This window comes from Mesorhizobium sp. M0166, from assembly GCF_040322255.1.
Taxonomy (GTDB): Bacteria; Pseudomonadota; Alphaproteobacteria; order Rhizobiales; family Rhizobiaceae; genus Mesorhizobium.
Window position 1 is genome coordinate 252,705 of sequence record NZ_JAMYTD010000002.1, and the last position, 24,752, is coordinate 277,456.

The following is a 24,752-nucleotide window of genomic DNA, read 5'->3' on the forward strand; positions in this document are numbered from 1 at the left end:
TCAGGCATCCCTTCCGAACAGGCCGGCTGGCCGGACCAGAAGCACGATCGCCATGATGACGAAGACCACCAGATTGGAGGCTTCGGGATAGAAAACCTTGGTCAGGCCTTCGGCGAGGCCAAGCATGTAACCGGTGACGATCGCCCCGAGGATCGATCCCATGCCGCCGACCACGACGACGGCGAAGACGACGATGATGAGGTCAGATCCCATCAGCGGGCTCACCTGATAGATCGGCGCGGCGAGAACCCCTGCAAGCCCGGCAAGAGCGGCGCCGAGGCCGTAGGTGAGGGTCAGCAGCAACGGCACGTTGACGCCGAAAGCCTGCACCAGGCCGGGGTTCTCCGTTGCCGCGCGCAGATAGGAGCCCAGCCTGGTCTTCTCGATCAGCGCCCAGGTGCCGAAACAGACGATCATCGAGGCGACCACCACCCAGCCGCGGTAATTAGGCAGGAACATGAAGCCGAGATTGGTTCCCCCGGAGAGCAGCGGCGGCACGGAATAAGGGCTTCCCGATACGCCATAGTAGTAACGGAACACTCCTTCGAGCACGAGCGCGAGGCCAAAGGTGAAAAGCAACCCGTAGAGCGGGTCGATGTCGTAAAGCCTCGACAGCGCCAGGCGCTCGACCACGACGCCGAAGCCGCCGACGATCAGCGGCGACAGGATCAGAGCCGGCCAGTAGCCGATGCCGAACCGGGTGAGAAGCAGGTAGCCGATGAAGGCGCCGAGCATATAGAGCGCGCCGTGGGCAAAATTGATGACGCGCAACAGGCCGAATATGACAGCCAGGCCCAGGCTCAACATTGCGTAAAACGAGCCGTTGATGAGGCCGACCAGCAATTGGCCGAGGAATGCCTGAACGGGTATTCCGAAGATCATCATCATGGCGCCATCATACACCCAGCACTTCATGCAGCAGCGTCATGCGATCCGGCAGTTCGCCGACCGGAAAGCCCGCCACGACCTTGCCGTGCTCCATCAGGTAGAAACGGTCGGTGACGCGGCTGGCAAAGCGGAAATTCTGCTCGACCAGCAGGATCGTCATGCCGCGTTTTTTCATCGTTGCCAGCAGATCGCCGATGCGCTGCACGATGACCGGAGCCAGGCCCTCGGTCGGCTCATCGAGAAGCAGCATTTTCACGCCGGTTCTGAGCATGCGCGCGATCGCCAGCATCTGCTGTTCGCCGCCCGACAGCCTGGTGCCGGGGCTGTTGCGGCGCTCCTTCAGATTGGGGAAGAGATCGAATATTTCCTCCACGCTCATGCCACCCTCGGCGACGATCGGCGGCAAGACCAAATTCTCGTCCACGGTCAATGTTGCGAAGATGCCGCGTTCCTCCGGCACCAGGCCAATGCCTTGATGCGCGGTCCGGTGCAACGGCAGGCGCATCAAATCCTTGCCGTCGAAAAAAATCTGCCCGGTCCGCTGGCGAATCAGCCCGATAATGGCGCGCAATGTCGTGGTCTTGCCGACGCCGTTGCGGCCCAGCAACGTCACCGTTTCACCTGGAAAGACCTCTAGATCGACGCCATGCAACGCATGGCTCTCGCCATACCAGGCGTTGAGGCCGCGGACTGCGAGCAGCGGCGCGGCATCACTCATCGGCGGTGCCCATGTAGGCGATCCTCACCCGCTCGTCGCGGCTGACCGTGGCGTAGTCGCCGGCGGCAAGGATTTCGCCGCGCTGCATGACGGTTATCCAGTCGCAAAGATCGGCTACAACAGTCAGATTGTGCTCGACCATCAGCACCGCGCGCTCCTTGGCGACCGAGCGGATGATGTCGGAAACTGTGCGCACATCCTCATGCCCCATGCCGGCCATCGGCTCGTCGAGCAGCAGCACTTTCGGGTCGAGCGCCAGCGTCGTGGCGATCTCGAGCACGCGTTTCCTGCCATAGGAGAGATCGGCGGCGGGCCTGTTCTTGGCATCGTCGAGGCCGACCGACCGCAAAAGCTCCTCGGCGCGCGGCGTCAACCGGTCGAGGGCCGCCAGCGAGCGCCAGAACTGAACGCTGAGCCCGCCCGGCCGCTGCAGCGCAACGCGCACATTATCGAGCACGCTGAGATGCGGAAACACCGCCGATATCTGGAACGAGCGCACCAGGCCCATCCGCGCGACCTTGGCCGGCGAGGTGCGGGTGATGTCGTGGCCGAGCAGTTCGATCCTGCCGCTGGTCGGCGGCAGGAACTTGGTGAGCAGGTTGAAGACGGTGGTCTTGCCGGCACCGTTAGGTCCGATCAGTGCGTGGATATTGCCGTGGTAGAGGTCGAGATCGACATTCCTGACCGCAACAAAGCCGGCGAAGTCGCGCCGCAAACCGCGGGCGGAAAGCACTACCCGCGGCTCATTCGGTTCAGGCGGCGGCATCGGTCCGCCAATCACTCGCCGGCCGTGGGACAGCCGCTCTCCTTGGCGCTCAGGAACGCCTCGTTACCGGGGATCGTGGCGAGCGGTTTGTAATAGTCCCACTCCTTGGTGCTCTCGCTCGGCGACTTGACCTGATAAAGATACATGTCGTGAACCATGTTGCCGTCGGCCTGCACTTTGCCGTTTGCCGTAAAGACGTCGTTCACCGGCATCGCATGCAATTCCTTGGCGACCGCCTCGGTTCCATCGGTGCCGGCTTTGTCGATCGCCTTCAAATACTGGGTCACCGCTGAATAGGTGGCGGCCTGGATCATGTTCGGCATGCGGTTGGTGCGCTTGAAGAACCGCTGGGCGAAATCGCGGCTCTTGTCATCGCGATCCCAGTAGAAACCTTCGGTCAGCACCACGCCTTGCGCTGCCTCGAGGCCGAGCCCATGCACCTCGGCCAGCGTGAACAGAAGGGCTGCAAGACGTTGGCCGCCCTGCACGATACCGAATTCGGCCGCTTGCTTGATCGAGTTGGAGGTGTCGAGGCCGGCATTCGCCAGGCCGATGACCTTGGCGCCCGACGATTGCGCCTGCAGCAGGAAGGATGAATAGTCGGTCGAGCCGAGCGGGTAACGCACCTCGCCAACCACCTTGCCGCCATGGCTCTCGACGAACTTTGCGGTCTGCTCCTTGAGCGAATATCCGAATGCATAATCGACTGTGACGAAGAACCAGCTGTCGCCGCCTTGCTGGACGAGAGCGCCACCGGTCCCCACTGCCTGCGAATGCGTGTCGTAGGCCCAGTGGAAGCCATAGGGCGAGCACTGTTTGCCGGTTAGCTCGGTGGTCGCCGCGCCGGTGACGATGTCGATTTTCTTCTTTTCCTTAGAAATCCCTTGAACGGCGAGCGCCACCGAGGAGGTGGTCAGTTCCATGATGGAATCGACCTGTTCGGTGTCATACCACTGCCGCGCAATGTTGGAGGCGATGTCCGGCTTGTTCTGGTGGTCGGCGCTGACGATCTCGACCGGCGCACCTTGCACCTTGCCACCGAAATCCTCGACCGCCATCTTGGCGGCCTCGACCGACCACTTGCCGCCGAAATCGGCATAGACGCCCGACTGGTCGTTGAGAATGCCGATCTTGACCTTGCCGTCGGAAATCTCGGCGGCTGCGGCAGGCATCGCAGTCGCTGCAAGAAGCGCGGCCGAGACCAGGTACGATATCTTCATTGGTGACTTCCTCCCTTATGGTCGACAACCAGGAATCATGTCGGCGGCTGCCTGCTGCGGCACGAAGAGTGGCCTCCCACATTCCGTCCTCTCCGGCGCCAGATCGCGCAGCGCTATACGGCCGCCTATGCCCGTCCTTCAAATCGTAGCATCGCTCGGCAACGCGAGAACAGTTACTTTAGTATTAGGCATTCGCGATGCCCGGCCGCCGAAGCGCAAGATAGCGCCGGATCGTGCGGCGTCCAGATCGGCCTCTATCCTCGCCGAAAGGGCGATTACGGCTGAACGGTCCTGATCCGATATCGCTGAACGAGAATTCCCATCGTCAACCGTCGGCTGGATGATGGCAAGCAACCAGGCGGCCCTCGCCAATGCTTTGGAGAAGCGGACGCTCGCTGCGGCAGATCGGGGTGGCAGCCGGGCAACGGGTGTGGAACCGGCACCCCGAGGGTGGGCTCATCGGACTGGGCAGGTCACCCTTGAGCACCAGCCGGCCGCGCCGCGCCCGGTCGATGCTAGGTATCGGCACGGCGGAACGCAGCGCCGCGGTGTAGTGGTGTCTGGGCGCCGCAAAGACCTCGTCGGTCGGCCCGCTCTCCACGATCGATCCCAGATACATCACCGCCACACGGCTCGAGATCTGACGCACCACGGAAAGGTCGTGAGCGATGAAGACATAAGTCAGGTTGAACTCCTCGCGCAGGTCGGCGAGCAGATTGACGATCTGCGCCTGGATCGACACGTCGAGCGCCGAGACCGGCTCGTCGGCCACGATCAGTCGTGGCCGCAGCGCCAGCGCGCGGGCGATGCCGATACGCTGGCGCTGGCCGCCGGAGAATTCGTGCGGATAGCGCGATGCGTGCTGGGGCGACAAGTCGACCCGGCGCAGGAGCTCGGCCACGCGGTCCGCCATTTCCGATGCCGAGAGGCGTTCATGGATGCGGAACGGATCGGCCAGAAGATCGCCGACCCGCCGGCGCGGATTGAGCGAAGCGCTGGGATCCTGGAAGACCATCTGCATCTGCCGCCGCAGCGGACGGAGCTGACGCTGGGAAGCGTCGCTGATGTCGCGGCCCTCGAATTCCAGCGACCCCGAGCTGATTTCGGTCAGACGCACCAGACACCGGCCAAGCGTGGATTTGCCGCAACCGGACTCGCCGACGATGCCGAGGGTCTCCCCGGGCCAGATGTCGAGCGACACCGTATCGACCGCATGCACGGTCCGGCGCCGCGCCGGGAAGATCGAGCGGCCGACGCTATAGCGCTTCGACAGGTCGCCGGCACGAAGCAGCGGACGTTCGCGTGGCATGGCATTCATCGTTGCATCTCCACCACGCCGCCAGGCCTCTGGGCAGCGAATTGCCTGCGCGTAGGCTCCGGCAACCGGCAGGCGGCGCGATGGCTCTCGCCTTGCATGATCGGCAGCTCAGCCAGGCAGGCGTCGTGGCGAAAGGCGCAGCGGGGGCCGAAGGCGCAGCCTTTCGGCAGGTTGGAGAGCGAGGGCGGAATTCCCGGAATGGCAGCAAGCCGGGCTGGACGTGGTCCCTCCATCGGCGGGATCGAGCCGAACAAGCCCCATGTGTAGGGATGCAGCGGCGCCCGGAACACGCTGCTCTTGCCGCCCTCCTCGACAAAGCGTCCGCCATACATCACCAGTACCCGGTCCGCGACTTCGGCGACGACGCCAAGATCGTGCGTGACCAGGATCACCGCGGAACCGAACTGGTCGCGCAATCGTCCGATCAGTTCGAGGATCTGCGCCTGCACCGTAACATCGAGGGCTGTAGTCGGTTCATCCGCGACGAGCAGCACCGGGTTGCAGGAGAGCGCCATGGCAATCACCGCACGCTGGCGCATGCCGCCGGAAAGCTGGTGCGGGTAGCTGTCGACGACCCGATCCGGATTTGCGATGCCGACCGCGTCCAGCAATTGCACGGCCCTCGCCCGTGCCGCTTTCGCCGACACTTTTTCATGCGCGCGCACCTGCTCGCTGATCTGATTGCCGATGGTATGCACCGGGGTGAGCGCCGACATCGGATCCTGGAAGATCATCGCGATCTGGCGGCCGCGAATGGCATCGAGCGCACGTCGCTTGAGCCCGATCAGCTCCTGTCCCATGAAACGGATGGAACCGGAGACTATAGCGTTGGGGCTGTCGATCAGCCCCATGATGGCGAGCAAGGTCTGGCTTTTGCCCGAACCGGATTCGCCAACCACACCGACGATCTCGCGCTGCTCGACGGAGAACGAAACACCTCCCACCGCGCGCACCAGGCCCTCGTCGCTGCGGAAGGAGACGGTGAGGTCCTTGACCACCAGAAGAGGAGCATCAGCCGACATCGCGAGCCCTCGGGTCGATGATGACGAAGACCACGTCGACGACGAAGTTAGCCATCACCACGAAGAAGGCGGCGTAGATCACCGTGGCCAGGATCATCGGCAGATCGAGCGTCTGCAGTGCCTCATAGGTGAGTTTTCCGACGCCCTGCAGTCCGAAGACCACTTCGGTCAGCAGCGCGCCGCCGCCGACCAGGGCACCGAAATCGAGGCCGAACATGGTGACGAATGCGACCAGCGAGGTCCTGAGGCCATGATGTAGCAGCACCCGCCGCTCGCCGATCCCCTTGGCCCGGGCGGTGCGGATGAAATCCTCCTGCATCATCTCGATCAGGCTTGCCCGCAGCACCCGGCCGTAGAGGCCGACATAAAGGGTTGCCAGCGTGAACCACGGGATGACGAGCGCCTTGAACCAGCCCCAGGGATTCTCGGTCAGGGGGATGTAGCCGAGCGGAGGAACCCAGGAAAACAGCCAACTGTCGTGCCAGCGGCTTTGCGTCAGCAGGTTGGCGACCTCGCCCAGCCAGAAGACCGGAATCGACACGCCTACCAAGCTCAGGATCATCAGCGCGCGATCGATGAATGTCCCGCGCGTTGCGCCTGCGATCACCCCGACAATCAGTCCACCCAGCACCCACAGCACTGCCGCGCCGCCGACCAGCGACAGCGTCACGGGAATGGCGCTTATCACGGTCGGAATGACGCGCTGCCCGCGATTGACGAAGGAGGTGAGATCGCGGCTGACGAAAAGCCGGTTCATCATCAGCCCATATTGTACCGGCAATGGCCGGTCGAGACCGAAATCGTGGCGCACCTGGATCAACGTCTCTTGCGAAGCATTGCGGCCGGCAATACGCGCCGATGGATCAGCGCCGGGCGTCGCAAAAAAGATCAGGAAAGCGACGACACTGATGCCGAACATGACCAGCACCATCTGACCAAGCCGGAAGCCGAGCGCGGCAACCACTAGACGCCCCTCGGCGAGGATTTCGGATCGAGCGCGTCGCGCACGCCGTCGCCCAGAATGTTGAGGGCCAGGACCGTGATGACAATGGCTAGCCCCGGCGCCAGTGCCACGACCGGCCGCGAATAGAGCAGGCCCTGGCCGTCCTGGATGATCGTGCCCCAGCTGGCATCCGGCGGCTGCACGCCGATCGACAGGAACGACAGCGAGGATTCCGTCATCATGTTGAGCGCCAGGATCAACGGCACGAAAACGATGATGCGGGTCACCACATTGGGCATGATGTCGCGCAAAAGGATGCGCCAGGGCGACGCGCCTAGGCCGATCGCAGCGGTGACGAATTCGGCATGCATCAAGGTCAGGACATGGCCGCGGATCGGCCGCGCCACATAGGGCACATAGACGATGCCGATGATGAAGACCGGTAGCCACAGGCTGCCGGAGCGGATTTCGAATGGACCGATCTGGATGCTCTGCGCAATCAGCACGATCGACAACGAAATCGCCAACAGGAAAATCGGAAAGGCCCAGAGCACGTCGAGAATGCGCGACAGGCCGATGTCGACGATGCCGCCGAAGAAGCCGGAAACGACCCCCAGGAATGTCGCGAACACGAGGCACAGCACCGCTGCAGCACCCGAGATCAACAGCGAATCCCGTCCGCCGTAAAGCAGCCGCGCCACCACGTCACGGCCCTGGTTGTCGGCACCGAGCATATAGGGGCCGATGCGCCAGGTCGGCCCGATCGGCGTCATGCCGAGGCCAAGGCCTTCCGTGGAGGGCTGCAGCACCGGCTGGGTCACCCCATCGACGACGATCTCGCCATTGAGATTGGTCACAAATGGATCGGTGGCGGAGACGTATCGCGCATAAAGCGGCGCCGCGAGCGAGGCGATCACGATGACGACGAGCACGGCGAAGGCCGATATTGCCGAACGATCGCCTTTCAGCTTGCGCCACGCGGTTCGCCACGGGCCATCGGTGGCCCGGCGAACCGGGATGGCGGGCGGGTCCGCAATGACATTGACCATGAACAGGATTGCCTGGGAAAAATCTCGGCCTGGAAGATGCGCTGATCCGCCGGAAAAGGAAATGCGACGGAGAGCCAGCGGCACTCCGTCGCATTGGCTCCGGTTGGCTATTCCACCCAGGACTGGCTGACGATCCAGTAGAATTGCGGGCTGAAGGTGAAGTTCTTCAGTCTGGAAGAGATCACATCGACGCGCTTTGGCGTGAACAGGACAGCGACCGGAGCCTTGTCCGTCACGGCCTTGTCGATGGCGGTCCAGAGTGTCGCGCCCTTGGCCGGATCGGCGATGGTGGCTGCCTCTGCCTCGTCCATCGATGCGTCGATCGACTTGTCGCAGAATCCCGAAATATTGACCGAGGCGTCGGAGCCCGGCGTAAACGAGGCACAGCTGAACAAGACCTGCAGGAAATTCGATGGCGCCGGGTAATCCTGGAACCATTGCGAGATCGAAATCTGCACCTTGTTGTTGGTGTTCTGGATGTAGGTGAACTGTATGTTCTGCGAGATCGGCTTGACCGACGTCTTGTAGCCAAGCTGGTTGAGCACATCCTGCAGGTAGACGCCGATCGCCTTCGCGACCGTGGTGTCCTCGGTGATGATCGTCACCTCCTGACCTGCGGTTCCCGATTCAGCGACCAATTGCTTGGCCTTGTCCATATCCGGCGCGGACCACTTCTCACCTGGATTGGTGGTGAACGGGCAATAGGCTGCGAATGACGGGAAGCCCGGCGGCAGGATCTGACAGGCCGGCTGCGCCAGATTGCTGCCGCCGAACAGCTTGACGATCGCGGCGCCGTCGATCGCGAAGTTCACCGCCTGGCGAACGCGGATGTCGTTGAACGGCGCCAGATTGGTGTTCATCGGCGCATACCACATCGCCGTCAGCGGGTGAACCGTGACCTGCTTGGCATATTTGGTGCCGAGTTCGGCGAGTCGGTCGGACGGCGGCGGATCGAACATCCAGTCCGCCTGCCCATTCTCGACCGCCGTCACCGCCGCCTCGTCGGTCAGGCCGAATTCATAGTCGATCTCGTCCGGATATCCGGACGGCTGCGCTTCCTTGCTCCATTCCTTGAAGTGAGGATTGCGCACAATCTTCATCAGCTTGTTGGGGTCGTAGCTGGCGATCATGTAGGGTCCGGTACCCGGGATCGGATCGGTGCCGGCGTCCTTGAGCGGCGCGCTCGCCGGCAGGATCGACGCATGTGGAACGGCCAGCTTCTGCAGGAACTCGGCGTCTGGCTGGACCAGGTTGAAGGTAATGGTTCCGGCCGCATCGTCAACCGACAGGCCGCCGTCGAGGGTGCATGCAGCCGGCGCCTTCAAGCACGCATCCGCGCCGACGATGCCCTTGTAGAAGGTCCCGGCCGTCGGCCCGCTGATCTTGAAGATGCGCTGGAACGAAGCGACCACATCTTTCGTGGTGACGTCCGAGCCATCCGCGAATTTGATGCCCTTGCGCAGCTTGAAGACATAGGTCTTGCCGCCGTTCTCGACCTGCGGGAGGCTTTCCGCCAGATCCGCGACGACCTCGAAGCCGGTCTTGTCCCCGGCCTTTTTGTAGGTCACCAGGCCATCGTAGAGGACATAATTGATCTGGAAATACTGCAGCGTGTAATTGATGTGCGGATCGGCGGTGCTTGCGGCGGCATTGGCCAGCAATCGGAGCGTGCCGCCTGGCTTGCCCTCGGCGGCCAAGGCACTGCTTGCCGGCGACATCATCGTCACGCCGAGCAGAGCCAGCCCGGGTATCAACGCTGTAAATGCTTTTTGGAGTCTCATATTTGTTCCCTCATGGAGGCGTGTCGGCTTTTGCCGCGCTGAGCCCGGTCGCTCGACCATCGCGCGGCTAAAAACAGTGCTGGGGTTGCGAACGGCGTCCGCTACTTGGCCCAATCGCAAAAGACTACGGCGAGCGAAGCCGGACGGGATAGCTATTAAGATAGATAGGGTCGGACAGGCTTATCCCGCCTATTTGTTGAGCAGCCGGCCGACATGGCTATTTGACAAGCAATCATCAGCGGGTAAGCTTGCCGGATGCAAAGCCTTCCAGGCGATCTAGAGAGCCGGTTCCGAACTGGAATGAGCATCGACGCTGCCATGGCGGTGGCAACGGAGGTGCTGGAGCCGATCGGTTTCACCGCATTCATCTACGACTATACGCCCGTGCCGGTCAGTCACAAGGGCGACCTTATCACGCCCTCGCTGATGGCTCTGCGCAACGTGCCGCGCGACATGCAGGATCTCTGGTGCAAGGGCGGATATTATCAGCTTGATCCGGTGCAGGAGGCCGCGCTCACCGTATCGAGACCGTTTCTCTGGTCGCACAACGGCGTTCAGAGCACCGTCATGCAGCGCGTGCTCCAGTCCAAGCACGATCCTGTGGTCAGCTATTTGCTTGACACCAGGATGACCTGCGGCGTCACCGTACCCATTCGCCTTGCCGGCGGCGATCTCGCCACCTTCACCGCGATCCGTGCCGAGCCGGAGGCCGGATTCGAGCTCGAAGCCAGACCCTTCATCGCCGAGATCGGCGATCTGGGTCATCTGCTGCATGACTCCGTCTACGCCGGTTTCGACGCCGGGATCCGCACCTGCCAACATGTCCATCTGACGTCGCGCGAACGCCAGTGCCTGCGCCTGGCCGCTGCCGGACTGACGGCCAAGCAGGTCGCGCGTGAGATTGGCCGTGCGGTACCTACCGCAACGCTGCACCTCAACGCGGCGACGCGAAAGCTTGGTGCGCGCAACCGCTTCCATGCCATCGCGCTCGCCGCCCATTACCGGCTGCTCGAACCGGAGCATTGAGGCTCGCGACCTGCGGGCGATCGGCCTTGGCTCGGGCAAACCCATAACCGGCCAACCTATAAATAGTGCTAGCTGTAAATGCGCCGGGCCGCTTAGTACCGTCGGCCGCAAACAAGGCTTGGGAGGGGTGCACCAAAGTGGCTCCTGCCGCGCCATGATGCGGAGCTTGGACTGTGACGGCACATGCGATCACCGAAGGATTTAGCGACTACAAGGGCTATCGCACCTGGTACCGTGTGACCGGGGACCTCGGGTCGGGCAAGCTGCCCCTGGTCGTCGCTCATGGTGGACCGGGCTGCACCCACGACTATGTGGACTCATTCAAGGAGCTTGCCGGAACCGGGCGAGCCGTCATCCACTACGATCAGATCGGCAACGGCAAATCGACCCATCTGCCGGACAAGGGCGGTGACTTCTGGACCGTCGATTTCTTCCTGGGCGAACTCGATGCGTTGCTCGCCCATATCGGCATTGCCGGCCATTATGCCCTGCTCGGCCAGTCCTGGGGCGGCATACTCTCGGCCGAGCACGCCGTGCGCCGCCCTGAGGGGCTCAAGGCATTGATCCTGGCCAATTCGCTGGCCTCGATGGCGCTGTGGGTGGAAGGAGCCCGGCAATTGCGCGCCGAGTTGCCAGCCGATGCGCAAAGTGCGCTCGACCGGCACGAAGCGGCGGGAACCACCGATCACCCCGAATATGTTGCGGCGACGAAGGCTTTCTACGACCGTCATGTCTGTCGCGTCGTTCCGATGCCGCCAGAGGTCGCCCGGACATTTGCGGCAATCGAGGAAGATCCGACCGTCTATCACACCATGAATGGTCCCAATGAGTTCCACGTCATCGGCACGATGCGGGACTGGACCATCGTTGACCGCCTGTATCGGATCGAGGCGCCGACCCTGGTTTTCCGCGGCTTCTACGACGAAGCGACCGAAGCCTGCGTCCAGCCCTTTCTGGATCATATTCCGCACGTTGAAGGCCTGGTCTTCCCGAATTCCAGCCACATGCCGCATGTGGAGGAAAAGCACGACTGCCTCACCGCCGTCGGACGCTTTCTGGCCAAACACGATTGACGTTCCAGCACCCGGCCTTCTGTTCCAACGGATCGTCGACACGGCGCAGTCGTCGTGAAGGCAGGTTCAGAAACCTCGAGCAGCCCGCTGTCCCATGCCTCCGCCGGCGCATTGTGATGCTCCGTGATCGCGACGCCACGCGGAGGCCTAACGTTGCGACGCAGATTGGCATGTCACCGGCATGCCGGAATCAGCTTGCCTTCCCCTGAACTGGCATCCCGTCGCTGAAAACCTGACGGACACGGCGTGGGAGGGGACCCTGTTGCCGGTGGGTACGGAAAGTATCGGACCCAAAGTTTCGCTAAGCAGTTGCAACCGAATTCATTAGCCGGCGTTAAAGTACGGGTGATCTAGCGGGGCATGGGGAGGCTTTCATGCAGACGTATCTCGTCGAGCGCATGGACGGTGACGATGTTATCTCGGTGCGCGTTGTCAACGCGCCGAGTCCGTTCAGAGCCGCAGCGATGATGACGGGCGGGCGTATTACCTTCCGAACGTGGGAAAAGGATTGGATCCGCGTGACCGACGAAAATCGGGGACAGATCTATGCATATTGTTTCGTCCCCGGCAGCTATTCCGACACCGAAGTATCGCCGGTATCGCCCGGGAGAACCACCGAATAGGCAATATGCCCGAATAGCGGCAATTCCGTCTTCGACCCCACCTTGGTCTTCGATCCCGCCTTGGCATGTGTCCGTGTCATGCGCACCACACAGCCAGCGAGCCTGGCATGATTGGCTCCGCCGGCGGCTTGCTTGAGGGAAGATCAGGGCATCATCAGAATGATCGATGAAAAGATTGGGGCGGGGGGCGATAAGTGACCCTAATCTTAGCGTAGGCAACTCATGTCTTCGGCATATTTGGGATCACAAGTCGCGGATCAGGATCTAGCGGTGGATTGTCAGACAACGACCTCCGATAATTGGTCAAGTGTCGCACAATACGCACTGGATCAGGGTGGTCCCGTACTGCGCCCATTTCAACGATTGGGCGTCGATTTTACCAACATTGCGGCCTTCGATCACCTGAGAAATGTCGTCCGCCAGTACCCCGACAAGCTTGCAATCAGCGACGGCGCCAATCGTCTGACCTATTCCCAGCTCCTCCGGTCAGTCGAGGCGCTGTCCCACCAGATCGCGGCGACCGTCCCAGACGGACAGGCGATAGGGATTCTTCAGGCCAACTCGGCCTGGTATCCCATTGCCATGCTGGCAAGCATGACGGCTGGGCGGCCTTCGGTGCCACTCAACGCGCGAGATCCTAGCTCGCGGATCCTTGAAATCGTGGCCGGAGCGCGGCTCTCAGCTGTCCTGGGCGAGGGCAATGTCCGACCCGATGGTTTGCCTCACCGGGTCAGTTGGATCGATGTGTCGACCAGTGCCGCCTCGCCGGCTGGGCAAGTGCCTCGGTCTTATTCCGTCCCGGTCGATGCGCCCGCCATCGTGCTTTATACGTCAGGGAGTACGGGCCGGCCCAAAGGCATCGTTAACAGCCAGCGCAGCTTGCTGTGCCGGGTCCAGCAATACGTCGATGCATGCCACATCAACTCGGATGATGTTTTCCTGCCATTGACGGGACCCGCCACAATCGCCGGGTGCCGGGAGATTCTTGCAGCTCTTCTCACCGGCGCCACCTTGCATCTGGTCGAAGTCGAAGCGGTCGGCTTGCGCGCCGTTCAACGCCTGGTGCGATCCGAAAACGTGACAATCACCTATCTGGTGCCGGCACTGCTTCGCGCGCTTATGGCAGACGGACCTGCAGAAGCGTTCCATTCACTCAGAGTCGCCCGGATCGGTGGCGAGAAAGTGCCCTGGACCGACATCGCCCTGCTGCGCAAGGCCGTCTCCGATACGTGCCTTATCCAGATCGGTTACTCGTCAACCGAGACCACCGGCTCGCAATGGTTCCTGCCGCGAGACTGGCCGGAGCATGGAGATTCGGTTCCAGTTGGCGGACTGCTGCCTGGAATCACCTTCGCAATTGTCGACGAAGCGGGTCGCCGCGTTCAACCGGGCCGCAGCGGAGAGCTTCTGATCAGGAGTCCGTATGTCTTGCTTGGCCATTGGGAGGACGGGGCGGTTGTACCGGCAACATCAGACCCGGACGATCCAGGCCTTCGGATTTTCGCGACAGGTGACCTCGTTCGACTTGATGATCAAGGCCTACTGCACATCGTCGGTCGCAAGGGGCGCCAGGTAAAAATCAACGGTCGACGCGTCGAGCCAGCCGAACTCGAACGGGTGCTGCGTTGTGCACCCTCTGTCGCGGATGCCGTGGCAATCGTGACGGCCGCGAATGAGCTTGTCGCCTTTGCTGTTCCTCGGCGCTCGGCCGAAGCGACCTTTTCGGACGAGCTTCGCCAGCTTGTCAGGACCAATCTGCCGCCGCCGCTGCGTCCCTTGCGGTTGCACACGATCGCCGAGATTCCGCGTCTGCCGAGCGGCAAAGTCGACATCACGACACTTGCAGAGATGGATCTTTCAGCCAGAGAGACAGCGGCGACCGCGCGTCCGCTCGAGCCGCGAGGCAAGCTGACCGCGCAGCAGGTCGTCCAGCGGGCATGGACCAGCATTCTCAATACGCGCGTGGCGGCAGGACGCTGGGATGACGCCGGAGGAGATTCGCTGAAGCTGCTGCACTGCGTCATGGAAATCGAAAGCGCCATCGGGCAGGAACTCGGCCTTGAGGCGTTCACCGTCGGGATGAGCCTGGAGGAAATGGTCAAGGCGGTCGTGTCCGCCCAGGCAGGCGATCAAAGCGAGCGCGCCCAGAAGCACGACCCTCCCATTCTTTTTCTGTTCCCGGGGTCCGTCGGCTATGGCCCGAGCCTTGCTGCCTTTGCAGCAGCGATGGGCAAGGTGACCCGCGTTGCCCCGATCAGGTATCCGGCCCTGGCTATGATACTGCGCGGAAAAGACAGCCTCGCCGATATGGCCGACGCCGCCGTCGACCAGATCCGCCGCGCCCAACCCTCGGGCCATGTACGACTTCTCGGCCATTCGCTCGGCGGCGCTGTTGCCTTCGAAGTTGCGGCGCGGCTGCTGGCAGCGGGGCGAACCGTAAAGTTCCTCGGCATCCTCGACACCAGCCTCGTCGGTGAGCGAAGCGCCCGCTGGGAGACGTTTACGCGCACATTCAATCGAATCCGAACCAACCGCGTGTCCGCTTACCGGATGACTTGCCGCGCCCTTGCGAAAGTCGCCGTGAAAATGCGGCGAGAGGCGCAACTGGTCCAGCTTCTCGACCGCTTCGCTCAAGGACAGTTCAACGCGACGAGCTTTAGAACCAAACTGGAATTGCAAGAGGTTTTGCGCGCGCAAGCCTTCTTCCAGTGGGTGGCCGAGCCAAAGCCGGCTCTGCCGATCACCGGCACCCTGTTCCGCTGTGCTCGACCCGGAATGCCTCTGGCAATCGGCTGGGATAGCGTCTTCGCCCATCTGGACGTGATTCCGATCGTCGGCAGCCACATCGATCTGGTTGTAGAGCCTCACGTCGCCACCAATCGTCCCCTTATCGAGAAAGCGGTGGCGAAAACCTATTCGCCAATCGAGTCTCGCAAACTGGAGTACAAGCCATCGACCTGATCTCAACATTCGGCAAAGACGCGCTGGTGCTCGACGCTGGCGCGGAAGTCGATCGCATCGTCCAGATCTTGCGCCAGCAGGTCTTCGGCACGCTGCGACGTCGAGGGGTGGTTGTCGGCCTCTCAGGCGGCATCGACAGCTCCGTCGTCGCGGCGTTGTGTGTTCGCGCCTTTGGGAAAGGCAAGGTCCTCGGGATATTCATGCCGGAGCGCCATTCCTCCGGCGACTCACTGAGGCTCGGCCGCATTGTCGCCGCACAGCTTGGTATCGAAACGATCCTGGAGGATATAGCGCCGGCCCTGGAAGCGATCGGCGCCTATAGACGGCAGACCGAAGCAATCCAGACCGTCGTTCCCGAATATGGGGACGGCTGGAAATGCAAGCTGGTGCTCGCTTCGGTTCTCGAGAGCAACGGTCTCAACATCACGCGCCTCACGGTCCAGGACCCCGAGGGCAGGACCGCCACGGTGCGTCTGCCGTCGGCAGCCTATCTGCAGATCGTCGCTGCAACCAACTACAAGCAGCGCCTGCGCAAGATGACCGAATACTACCATGCCGACCGCCTCAACTACGCGGTAGCGGGCACGCCGAACCGCCTGGAGTACGACCAGGGCTTCTTTGTCAAACAGGGCGACGGAATTGCCGATCTGATGCCAATCGTCCACCTCTACAAGACCCAGGTCTATCAGTTGGCCGAATATCTTGGGGTGGAGGACGAGGTCCGGCGCAGACCGCCCACCACGGACACCTTCTCGATGGCGCAGAGTCAGGAGGAGTTCTACTTCGCGCTTCCTTATTATCTGATGGATTTGTGCCTCTACGGCTTGAACCATGGGATCGCCGACGAAGACGTCGCTGAGGCAACCGGCCTCACCGTGATGCAGGTCCAGAAGGTTTTCAAGGATATCGACAGCAAGCGGCGCGCCGCACGTTATCTTCACGCGCGGCCCTTGGTGTCCTCTTCAATGGGCGAGGGCTAGGCGATGTGCGGCATCGCCGGAATTGTGTCGCTGAGCGCCGCAGCGGCGCCCCCTTCCAGGGATGCGCTGATACGCATGGCGGGCGCGCTGGCGCATCGCGGCCCGGACGAGCGCGGCCTTTACCGGGACAGACGTGCGGGATTGGCGCATGCCCGCCTGTCCGTCATCGATCTCGCAAGCGGCCAGCAGCCACTCGCCGGCGCGGGCGACACAATGTGGATCGTCTTCAACGGCGAAATCTTCAATTACGTCGAGCTGCGACAAGACCTGGTCGCGCTCGGTTATCGCTTCCGCACACGCAGCGACACCGAGGTCATCGTCCATGCCTATCATGCTTGGGGCGAGGCCGCCTTCGAGCGGATGAATGGGCAGTGGGCAGTCGCCATCTGGGACTCCGTGGCAGGTCGTCTCGTCTTGTCGCGGGATCGGTTCGGCATCTGCCCGCTGCACTTTTGCGAGCATGGCGGACGGCTTTACTTCGCCAGCGAGGTGAAGGCCATTTTCGCGGCCGATGCGGACATACCTCGCGCCTTCGATCCAGCCGGCATCGATCAGACTTTCACACTTTGGACTGTCACGCCGCCACAGGGCGTGTTTGGAGGAGTAAGCGAACTTACGCCGGGGCGCATTCGTATTTATGAAAGCGGCGTCGTCCGGGAGCGGGCTTTTTGGAAGCCTGACTATCCAAAGGTTGACGGACCCGATGAATTCACCGGCTCGCTTGATGACGCGGTGGAGGAAGTGCGCAGCGCCCTGGAAGCCGCGACGGCGCTCAGGATAGTACGCGCCGACGTGCCAGTCGGCTGCTATTTGTCCGGCGGGCTCGACAGCTCGCTGGTCGCCACGCTGGGGAGACGCTTCGCGGGCGAGCGCTTCCAGACTTTCTCGCTGCGTTTTGCCGACGCCGAGTATGATGAGACGCATTTCCAGCGCCTGGTTGCCGGCGTGGCCGGCAGTGACCATCATGAGGTGGTTGTTTCGCGCAGCGATATCGCTGGCATCTTCCCTGAGGTGATCTACCACGCCGAGCGGCCAATCCTCAGGACCGCACCGGCGCCGCTGTTCCTGCTCTCGAGACTGGTGCGCCAGCATGGCATCAAGGTCGTGCTGACCGGCGAAGGGGCCGACGAAATGTTCGCCGGCTACGATTTGTTCCGCGAGGGCAAGGTCCGCCGCTTCTGGGGACGCCAGCCCGCCTCGACGCGACGCTCACGGCTGCTGGAGCGCCTCTATCCCTATCTCAGCCGCTCGCCGGTGCAGCAGCAGGCGATGGCACGCCAGTTCTTCGGGCGCGATATCCACGCCTCTGACGCGCCTGGTTTTGCGCATGGCACGCGCTGGCGTACCACAAGCGCCATCAAGCGGCTGTTTTCGGCAGACATGCGCGCCCAAACGGAGCGCCGCAATGCCGTGTCCGAGCTGCTTGCCCGTCTGCCGGCGGAGTTTTCGCGATGGGGCTCTCTTGCGCAGGACCAGTACATAGAGATTCAGACGCTGATGTCGGGATACCTGCTTTCCTCACAGGGGGACAGGATGCTGATGGCTCATTCCGTCGAGGGGCGCTTCCCATTCCTCGATCATGAACTCGTGAGACTCGCGAATTCGCTTCCGGCCGCCTACAAGCTGCGTGTGCTCGATGAAAAGCATGTGCTGAAGCGCGTCGCGCAACCGATCGTGCCGTCGGAAATCGTCACCCGCAAGAAGCAGCCTTACCGGGCTCCCAACGCGCTTTGCTTCGTCGCAGATGGCGCTCCGGCCTACATTCGCGAAGCACTTTCGGAGGCGGCGCTGCGCGAAGCGAACGTCTTCGATCCCAAGTCGGTTACCCGGCTCCTGAGCAAGTGCCAGGCCAGCGCCGGCGGCGGCGACCTGTCCAACTCCGACAATATGGCGCTGGTCGGGGTGCTGTCGACGCAGCTTCTCCATCGGCAATTTATCGCGAGCCGTCCAAGTGGGGCCCGCACGCTCAAGCTCAGCATCGATATCGACCGCGTGCATCGCGAAGAGGTGCTCGCATGATGCATGGCGCCGTACCGCTCCTAAACGACTATCTCACCCACTCTGCCAGCCGGCTCGGCGGCAAGGTGGCCCTGGTGTGCGGCAATCAACGTGTCACTTATGGCGATCTCGATATGCGTTCGAACGCCATAGCGCACCATTTGACCGATGCCGGAATTGCGCGTGGCGATCGCGTGGTGGTCTTCGCCGACAACACTGTCGAGGCCGTCGTTGCGTTCTGGGCGGTGCTCAAGGCCAACGCCGTGGTGTGCATCGTCAATCCGCTCACCAAAAGCGACAAGCTTGATTATCTGCTCAACGATTGCCGCCCGACGGCATTGATCACCGACAAACACCTGCACTCGATTTTCAGGGAGCCGGCGCGGAATTGCCCATCGTTGCGCCGCATGATCGTCTCCGGGCCGATCGAACGCAGCGATCTGCAAGAACTGCCGCATGCTGTGCGCTGGGACGCCGCGGTCGCGGCAGCCCGCAGCACGCCGCCCGCGCGCCGTTGCATCGACATCGATCTCGCTGCGATCATTTATACGTCCGGCTCGACGGGCGAGCCCAAGGGCGTGATGCTGACGCACCGAAACATGATTGCCGCATGCGCCTCGATTTCCTCATACCTGGCGCTTGCCGAAGACGAGGTGATCCTCAATGTCCTGCCGCTCGCCTTCGACTACGGTCTTTACCAGATGATCATGGCATTCGGCGCGGGCGCCCGGCTGGTGCTTGAGCGCTCGTTCGCCTTCCCGGCGCAGATCCTTGGGCTGATCAAGCAAGAAAGGGTGACGGGTTTTCCCGGCGTACCGACCATCTTCGCCGCACTCGGGGAGCTCAGGTCTCTCAGGGATCAGGATTTTTCGAGTATTCGCTACGTCACGAACACTGCGGCCGCCCTGCCGCTCAAGCACATTCTCCTGCTGCAGGAGCTGTTTTCTGGCGCCCGCATCTATTCGATGTACGGCCTTACCGAATGCAAGCGCTGCACCTACCTGCCGCCGGAGGATCTGGAGCGGAAGCCGTCGAGCGTCGGGATCGCTATCCCCAATACGGAAATGTGGATTGTCGACGAGCATGACAGGCGGGTAGGCCCCGGCATCGTTGGTCAGCTCGTCATCCGCGGAGCGACGGTGATGAAGGGCTATTGGGGCAAGCCGGAGGCGACAGCCAGGAAGCTCAAGCCCGGCCCGCTGCCGGGTGAGCAGGTCCTATACACCGGCGACTACTGCCGGATGGACGCCGAGGGCTACCTCTACTTTGTCGGTCGCGGCGACGAGATCATAAAATCGCGCGGAGAGAAGATAGCGCCGAAGGAGGTGGAAAACGTGTTGATGAACATTGCGGGCGTACGGGAAGCCGCGGTCATCGGCGTTCCGGACGAGCTGCTCGGGCAAGCAGTGAAGGCATTTGTCGTGATGGAGCAAGGAAGCATGATCGGTGAAAAGCAGTTGCAGAAAGAGTGCCAGAGACGGCTGGAAAACTTCATGGTTCCGAAGTCCATCGTCATCGTACCCAGTCTGCCGATGACCGACACGGGTAAGCTCAAAAAAACGGCCCTGTCATGAGTCGGTACCAGGGCGAAGTTGATCAGCATTCATTTTTTGTACCGGAGGCGAAATCAATGTTATCTACCAAGGATAGAACCGATACCTGCAGCGAACAAATTCGCGCTTTCCTGGCTTCGAATTTCTATATAGCCGATCCCGAGAGCCTGGAGAGCGACACCTCGCTCCTCGACCAGGGCATCGTGGACTCGACGGGTGTGCTCGAGGTTATCGGCTTCATCGAGGAGACCTTCGGCATCACGGTCGAAGACAGCGAGCTGCTGCCGGAGAATCTCGATTCCATCGAGGGAATTGCGCAATACGTCATGCGCAAGAGAAACTGACGCGAGCGAAACTGATTACCGAAATCTCGCGCAACTCTGTTTCAAGTTCCCGGCCGTTTCTAGCCGCGACAGCGCGTCTGGGCCTGCCACGGCTGCGATGCTTACGCCTGCGCCTTCGTATGTCCCACAACCACCCTGCCCTCACCGGCCTGGTTGGTGACTGCCCGGATACTCTCATAAGCCTTGGAACGCTCGAGCAAACTCATGACCTGCCGGTCCTGGCCAAGCCCCACCTCGAAAAGCAGGATGCCCCCGCGCCGCAAATAACGCGGCGCCTCCTTGAGCACCCGCATGTGGATGCTCAGGCCGTAGGGGCCGGCTGCGAATGCTTCACGCGGCTCGAGCTCGACCAGATGTGAACGGTCGCCCTCGAGCCGTTTTTCCGAAATGTAGGGCGGGTTGCAAACAATCACGTCGATCGTACCGTCGAGCTCCAAGCCGGAGAAGGCGCTGAACAAGTCGCCCTGAAGAACCGTTACCCGGTCCTCCATTTCAAGATGGGTGACGTTGCGGCGCGCGACCTCCACGCATCCGTCGGTAAGATCGCTTGCCCACACGCGCGCGGTGGGAGCGTGGTGCGCAATGGCGCACGCCAGATTGCCCGCCCCGCAGCACATGTCGACAACGCGAGGCACCGGCAGGCTCAGTTGGCTCAGGACATCGAGAGCGGCCTTGCCGAGCAGTTCCGTTTCCGGCCGAGGAACAAGCGCACCGGGCGAGACCAGCAACTGCAATCCCATGAAGGTGCTGCGGCCCTTGCCGTAGGCATCGGCGACATTGATCTCTTCGCTCACGACACTCGCCTCCCGTTTTGGCCGGCGTTGGTGGCCGACAATTGCGTACCGATGAAGTGTATCTCAAAACCGTTTAACTCTCGATCGACAAAATCAAAACCCATCCGTCGCCAGACGCTTTGAAGCCTTGATGCTATGAAGATGATCATAAGCTTCTGCTGGGTGTCATGATTAGGAATATCTCCTTACCCGACCCGGTTATCCCCAGCCTGGCGAGCCAGTTGCCGAATTCTCAGCCTGGCGTCACGATTTTGCTACATTTTAATCAAAGAAGGCACGTATGTAAGCAATTCGTAATGTTCAGCAGCGGGGCGGGGCTGCTGCTTCCCGGAAGGTTAAAGTTTGTCCCTCATCGAAAGAATCGACGAGATTGCGCAGCAATTTCGCGTCAAAGAGCGCACATCATGAAGTCGACCAAAGGGCGCTCGCTCGATCTCCGCTCCGCAATGTTCGGCTGTGTGCACGGCCTCGTCGGCGTAGGCGTTTTCTCCGCATTGATAAATATCCTCGCCTTGACCGGCTCCGTCTACATGCTCCAGGTCTATGACCGCGTGCTGCCTTCGCAGAGCGTGCCGACTCTTATCGGATTTACAGTCGGGATGCTTGGACTTTACGCGGCCTATGGGCTCCTCGATTTCGTGAGGCTTCGCCTGTTGGTCCGCATCGGCAGCCGCCTGCATAGAAATCTGCAGCAAAAAGCGTTCGCAGCCTCGCTTTCCCTGCCCCTCGTCGCCGGGCCGGATGCGAACCGGGTACACCCGCTTCGTGATCTGGACCAGCTACGTGGCTTTCTTTCCGGGCTGGGACCGACAGTCCTATTCGACGCTCCCTGGATACCATTTTATATGGTGGTCATCTATCTGCTGCACCCCGCGCTTGGCGTGCTGGCAACGCTCGGCGCATGCGCCGTTGTGTTTTTGACGGTGGTTGCCGAGATCATCGGCCGCAAACCTGCGGCTCGTGCATCTGAGACACTCGTAGCGCAGCGGCTTCTGGCCGACTCCGGCCGCCGCAACGCGGAGGTTGTTCAGGCGATGGGCCTTTCCGCCCCGCTTAGCCGGCGCTGGAACGAGGTCAGTCATCTTTATCTGAAGAACCAGGAACGGCTCTCCGACGTCGTCGGCGCAGCAAGCTCACTGTCGAAGACGCTCCGAATGGCCCTGCAATCATGTGTGCTAGGGCTTGGTGCCTACCTTGTGATCGGCGGCGAGGCCTCGCCTGGCGTGATCATTGCATCGTCCATATTGCTGGGTCGCTCGCTGGCACCGGTCGATGTGGCGATCGCAAACTGGAGAGGGTTTCTGGCAACCCGCAAAAGCTATACCGAGCTGGCGGCAGCGCTGGATGCTTTTGATAGCCAGCAAGAGCCAATGGAACTGCCCCGCCCGAAGGCAGAGCTTGCGGTCGAGGAATTGACCGTCGCGCCACCAAGCCTGCAGAAGCCAACCATCTTCAATGTAAGCTTCCGCTTGGCGAGAGGCGCAGGGTTGGCGGTGGTCGGCCCGAGCGGCTCCGGCAAGACCACGCTCGTGCGCGCTTTGGTCGGGGCATGGAAGCCGCTTCGTGGCACCGTAAGATTGGACGGCGCCTCGCTCGATCAGTGGAACTCAGAACTGCTCGGCATCCATATTGGCTATCTGCCGCAGGACGTTGAGCTGTTCGACGGGACGATCGCCGACAACATTTCGAGGTTCGGCGGCAAAAGCGACGCAAAAGGCGTGCTGGCAGCTGCCAAGACTGCGGGCGTGGACAAGATGATCATGCGTCTTCCGCAGGGTTTTCAAACACGCATCGGAGAAGGCGGCGCGGCCCTTTCGGCTGGGCAGAGGCAGCTCGTCGGGCTTGCCAGGGCACTTTACGGCGATCCATTTCTCGTCGTCCTTGACGAACCAAATTCCAATCTGGACGCAGACGGTGATGCTGCTTTGGCCGGCGCTATCCTGGCAGTGCGTCAGCGCGGCGGTATCGTGATCGTCGTTGCGCATCGCCCCTCCGCTCTCGTCAACATCGACCAAGTGCTCGTCCTGTCGAACGGGATGCTCCATTCGTTCGGCTCGCGCGAAGACGTTCTGGCAAATGTGATCCGGCCCTTCCCGCGCCCGGACAAGCCAAACATTGTCGTTCCGCTGCAGCACGGTGCAAGCGGGCATGCTTGAGGTGTCTAACGTGACCATGTCGTCATATGCTGCGGTTGGCGACGAAGGCCAGCCGACCGGGAACAAGCCGGAGCCGGATGGGATTCGAGCCAATCTACCCTGGGGTACTCTGGTCCGGAGCCTGGCAGCACATTGTCGTTCCGCCGCACAAAGATGCAGCCGGGCATATGTGAAGTATCGCTCTGCTGTTACCGTGTCGTCATACGTCGCCGCCGGTGGCGAGAGCCGTTCGTTGGAGACGAAGCCAGATCCGGATGGCATCCGGGCCAATCTGCTCTTGGGCCTGGCAACCAGCTTGCTGTTGATCTTTGGCGGAGGGCTCTGGTTGGGATTGACCAAGATTGCCGGCGCGGTGATTGCGCCCGCAACCGTGGTGGTCGAAAGCAACATTAAAAAAGTCCAGCATCAAACCGGCGGCACCATCGGCGGAATCTTCGCGCAGGACGGCGATCATGTGAAGGCCGGCGATGTGTTGGTCAGGCTGGACAACACATTGACCCGAGCAAACCTGCAGATAATCACCGAGGACCTCAATCGCGCCACCATTCGTCTGGCCCGACTGGAGGCCGAGCGCCAGGGTCTGCCGGAAATGCAGATCCCGCCCGACCTTCGGGCTCAAATGGGTGACCCGCAAGTGGTGGCACTTGTCAGTGGCGAGCGTGCCTTGTTTGAAAGTCGTGCTGCTGCGTTGGCTGGCCAGAAGGCACAATTGCAAAGCCGCGCGAAGCAGCTGGAACGTCAGATCGATGGCCTCAAATCGCAGCAGTCTGCAACGGACGAGTCTCTGGATCTGCTGACCAAGAACCTTGCAGATGTCGAATCTCTCTACGCAAAGAAGTTGGTGTCCAAGGAGAGGTTGAGCAATGTCAGCCTGGAGAAGACCCGGACTCGCGGCGAATCGGGACGCCTTGTCGCAGCGATAGCGGAGGTACAAGCTCACATCAGTGAAACGGACCTGCAGGTGCTTCAGCTCGACGAACAAATGCGGAGCGACGTGACCAACGAACTTCGCGAAACGGAAGCCAAGCAGACCGAACTCAGTGAGCGCAAGGTGGTGGCCGAAGACGAACTCGGCAGGACAGACATTCGTGCCCCGCAATCGGGCACGGTACAAGAATCCTCGATCCACACCGTCGGCGGCGTGATTGGCGCCGGAGAGGTGCTTATGATGATTGTGCCCGATTCCGACAACCTTGTCGTCGACGCTTCCATTCCTCCGGCGCGTATTGATGAGATCCATCCCGGACAGCAGGTGTCGATCCGCTTTCCGGCGTTCGACGCCGGCACCACACCTGCTTGCGAAGGCTCGGTCAAGCGCGTGTCAGCGGATCTGATCAAGGATCAGCAACGCCAGCTTTCCTATTTTTCGGCGCGCATCGACGTCGAGAATGAAGCGACCTGCCTGACAGGAGAGAAAATACTCAAACCGGGCATGCCCGCCGAAGTCCACATAAGAACCGACGAGCGCAGTGTCTGGTCCTACTTGATGAAGCCCCTTACCGACCAGTTTTCCAGAGCTTTCAGGCAGTAAAGCGGTTG

Annotated in this window: 20 protein-coding genes; 10 read left to right on the top strand and 10 right to left on the bottom strand. The window is 61.6% G+C overall.

All coding sequences use genetic code 11. The annotated features are described in order from the left end of the window. The 9 genes from NKJ46_RS03595 to NKJ46_RS03635 all read right to left on the bottom strand — a co-directional run bounded on the left by NKJ46_RS03595 (position 1) and on the right by NKJ46_RS03635 (position 9,705). Positions 1-888 (bottom strand): branched-chain amino acid ABC transporter permease, encoded by an 888-nt coding sequence (locus tag NKJ46_RS03595; RefSeq protein ID WP_352661981.1) that lies wholly within the window; start codon positions 886-888, stop codon positions 1-3. A 7-nt stretch (positions 889-895) separates the two neighbouring features. Then, entirely contained in the window at positions 896-1,606 is a 711-nt protein-coding gene (locus NKJ46_RS03600) for an ABC transporter ATP-binding protein (RefSeq protein WP_352661984.1), read from the bottom strand. After that, entirely contained in the window at positions 1,599-2,372 is a 774-nt protein-coding gene (locus NKJ46_RS03605) for an ABC transporter ATP-binding protein (RefSeq protein ID WP_352661987.1), read from the bottom strand. Before NKJ46_RS03605 ends, NKJ46_RS03600 begins: the two co-directional genes overlap by 8 nt. An 11-nt stretch (positions 2,373-2,383) precedes the next feature. Next, positions 2,384-3,592, bottom strand: coding sequence for an ABC transporter substrate-binding protein (locus NKJ46_RS03610; protein WP_352661990.1), 1,209 nt, complete (start codon positions 3,590-3,592; stop codon positions 2,384-2,386). A 325-nt stretch (positions 3,593-3,917) separates the two neighbouring features. Next, the gene (locus tag NKJ46_RS03615) at positions 3,918-4,910 is read right to left on the bottom strand and encodes an ABC transporter ATP-binding protein (protein ID WP_352661993.1); all 993 of its coding nucleotides are present in this window, start codon (positions 4,908-4,910) and stop codon (positions 3,918-3,920) included. Then, complete coding sequence (locus tag NKJ46_RS03620; protein ID WP_352661996.1) at positions 4,907-5,932, bottom strand: ABC transporter ATP-binding protein; 1,026 nt, start codon at positions 5,930-5,932, stop codon at positions 4,907-4,909. Before NKJ46_RS03620 ends, NKJ46_RS03615 begins: the two co-directional genes overlap by 4 nt. Then, entirely contained in the window at positions 5,922-6,896 is a 975-nt protein-coding gene (locus NKJ46_RS03625; RefSeq protein ID WP_352661999.1) for an ABC transporter permease, read from the bottom strand. The genes NKJ46_RS03620 and NKJ46_RS03625 overlap by 11 nt, the downstream gene beginning before the upstream one ends. Then, on the bottom strand, positions 6,896-7,924 hold the full coding sequence (locus NKJ46_RS03630) for an ABC transporter permease (RefSeq protein WP_352662002.1): 1,029 nt from the start codon (positions 7,922-7,924) through the stop codon (positions 6,896-6,898). Before NKJ46_RS03630 ends, NKJ46_RS03625 begins: the two co-directional genes overlap by 1 nt. Before the next feature lie 107 nt (positions 7,925-8,031). Next, on the bottom strand, positions 8,032-9,705 hold the full coding sequence (locus tag NKJ46_RS03635) for an ABC transporter substrate-binding protein (protein ID WP_352662005.1): 1,674 nt from the start codon (positions 9,703-9,705) through the stop codon (positions 8,032-8,034). Positions 9,706-10,005: 300 nt separating this feature from the next. Between NKJ46_RS03635 and NKJ46_RS03640 the strand changes: the two genes are divergently transcribed. The 8 genes from NKJ46_RS03640 to NKJ46_RS03675 all read left to right on the top strand — a co-directional run bounded on the left by NKJ46_RS03640 (position 10,006) and on the right by NKJ46_RS03675 (position 20,263). After that, positions 10,006-10,731, top strand: coding sequence for a LuxR family transcriptional regulator (locus NKJ46_RS03640; protein WP_352662008.1), 726 nt, complete (start codon positions 10,006-10,008; stop codon positions 10,729-10,731). Between the two features lie 173 nt (positions 10,732-10,904). Continuing rightward, positions 10,905-11,804, top strand: coding sequence for a proline iminopeptidase-family hydrolase (locus NKJ46_RS03645; RefSeq protein WP_352662011.1), 900 nt, complete (start codon positions 10,905-10,907; stop codon positions 11,802-11,804). Between the two features lie 374 nt (positions 11,805-12,178). Then, entirely contained in the window at positions 12,179-12,427 is a 249-nt protein-coding gene (locus NKJ46_RS03650) for a hypothetical protein (protein ID WP_352662013.1), read from the top strand. Positions 12,428-12,649: 222 nt separating this feature from the next. Continuing rightward, on the top strand, positions 12,650-15,388 hold the full coding sequence (locus NKJ46_RS03655; protein ID WP_352662016.1) for an AMP-binding protein: 2,739 nt from the start codon (positions 12,650-12,652) through the stop codon (positions 15,386-15,388). Next, positions 15,385-16,368 carry an NAD(+) synthase gene (nadE, locus tag NKJ46_RS03660; protein WP_352662392.1) on the top strand — a complete coding sequence of 328 codons (984 nt, stop codon included), beginning with the start codon at positions 15,385-15,387 and terminating at the stop codon, positions 16,366-16,368. The genes NKJ46_RS03655 and nadE overlap by 4 nt, the downstream gene beginning before the upstream one ends. Positions 16,369-16,371: 3 nt before the next feature. Continuing rightward, entirely contained in the window at positions 16,372-18,387 is a 2,016-nt protein-coding gene (gene asnB, locus NKJ46_RS03665; protein ID WP_352662019.1) for an asparagine synthase (glutamine-hydrolyzing), read from the top strand. Next, positions 18,384-19,940, top strand: coding sequence for a class I adenylate-forming enzyme family protein (locus NKJ46_RS03670; RefSeq protein ID WP_352662022.1), 1,557 nt, complete (start codon positions 18,384-18,386; stop codon positions 19,938-19,940). Before asnB ends, NKJ46_RS03670 begins: the two co-directional genes overlap by 4 nt. A gap of 56 nt (positions 19,941-19,996) precedes the next feature. After that, on the top strand, positions 19,997-20,263 hold the full coding sequence (locus tag NKJ46_RS03675) for an acyl carrier protein (protein ID WP_023675628.1): 267 nt from the start codon (positions 19,997-19,999) through the stop codon (positions 20,261-20,263). Positions 20,264-20,364: 101 nt separating this feature from the next. Here the strand turns inward: NKJ46_RS03675 and NKJ46_RS03680 are convergent, their stop codons facing one another. Further along, the gene (locus tag NKJ46_RS03680) at positions 20,365-21,057 is read right to left on the bottom strand and encodes a N5-glutamine methyltransferase family protein (protein ID WP_352662025.1); all 693 of its coding nucleotides are present in this window, start codon (positions 21,055-21,057) and stop codon (positions 20,365-20,367) included. Positions 21,058-21,461: 404 nt separating this feature from the next. Here NKJ46_RS03680 and NKJ46_RS03685 point away from each other — a divergent pair, with 404 nt between their 5' ends. Both NKJ46_RS03685 and NKJ46_RS03690 read left to right on the top strand, forming a co-directional pair. After that, a complete protein-coding gene (locus NKJ46_RS03685) occupies positions 21,462-23,213 on the top strand; it encodes a type I secretion system permease/ATPase (protein ID WP_352662027.1) in 1,752 nt (583 codons plus the stop codon). Beyond that, positions 23,206-24,744 (top strand): HlyD family type I secretion periplasmic adaptor subunit, encoded by a 1,539-nt coding sequence (locus NKJ46_RS03690; RefSeq protein WP_352662030.1) that lies wholly within the window; start codon positions 23,206-23,208, stop codon positions 24,742-24,744. The genes NKJ46_RS03685 and NKJ46_RS03690 overlap by 8 nt, the downstream gene beginning before the upstream one ends. Positions 24,745-24,752 lie beyond the last annotated feature (8 nt).

Coding starts and splice junctions, on each gene's coding strand:
- NKJ46_RS03595 (WP_352661981.1), bottom strand. CDS start 888: ATGATGATGATCTTCGGAATACCCGTTCAGGCATTCCTCGGCCAATTG.
- NKJ46_RS03600 (WP_352661984.1), bottom strand. CDS start 1,606: ATGAGTGATGCCGCGCCGCTGCTCGCAGTCCGCGGCCTCAACGCCTGG.
- NKJ46_RS03605 (WP_352661987.1), bottom strand. CDS start 2,372: ATGCCGCCGCCTGAACCGAATGAGCCGCGGGTAGTGCTTTCCGCCCGC.
- NKJ46_RS03610 (WP_352661990.1), bottom strand. CDS start 3,592: ATGAAGATATCGTACCTGGTCTCGGCCGCGCTTCTTGCAGCGACTGCG.
- NKJ46_RS03615 (WP_352661993.1), bottom strand. CDS start 4,910: ATGAATGCCATGCCACGCGAACGTCCGCTGCTTCGTGCCGGCGACCTG.
- NKJ46_RS03620 (WP_352661996.1), bottom strand. CDS start 5,932: ATGTCGGCTGATGCTCCTCTTCTGGTGGTCAAGGACCTCACCGTCTCC.
- NKJ46_RS03630 (WP_352662002.1), bottom strand. CDS start 7,924: ATGGTCAATGTCATTGCGGACCCGCCCGCCATCCCGGTTCGCCGGGCC.
- NKJ46_RS03635 (WP_352662005.1), bottom strand. CDS start 9,705: ATGAGACTCCAAAAAGCATTTACAGCGTTGATACCCGGGCTGGCTCTG.
- NKJ46_RS03640 (WP_352662008.1), top strand. CDS start 10,006: ATGAGCATCGACGCTGCCATGGCGGTGGCAACGGAGGTGCTGGAGCCG.
- NKJ46_RS03650 (WP_352662013.1), top strand. CDS start 12,179: ATGCAGACGTATCTCGTCGAGCGCATGGACGGTGACGATGTTATCTCG.
- NKJ46_RS03655 (WP_352662016.1), top strand. CDS start 12,650: ATGTCTTCGGCATATTTGGGATCACAAGTCGCGGATCAGGATCTAGCG.
- asnB (WP_352662019.1), top strand. CDS start 16,372: ATGTGCGGCATCGCCGGAATTGTGTCGCTGAGCGCCGCAGCGGCGCCC.
- NKJ46_RS03670 (WP_352662022.1), top strand. CDS start 18,384: ATGATGCATGGCGCCGTACCGCTCCTAAACGACTATCTCACCCACTCT.
- NKJ46_RS03675 (WP_023675628.1), top strand. CDS start 19,997: ATGTTATCTACCAAGGATAGAACCGATACCTGCAGCGAACAAATTCGC.
- NKJ46_RS03685 (WP_352662027.1), top strand. CDS start 21,462: ATGAAGTCGACCAAAGGGCGCTCGCTCGATCTCCGCTCCGCAATGTTC.
- NKJ46_RS03690 (WP_352662030.1), top strand. CDS start 23,206: ATGCTTGAGGTGTCTAACGTGACCATGTCGTCATATGCTGCGGTTGGC.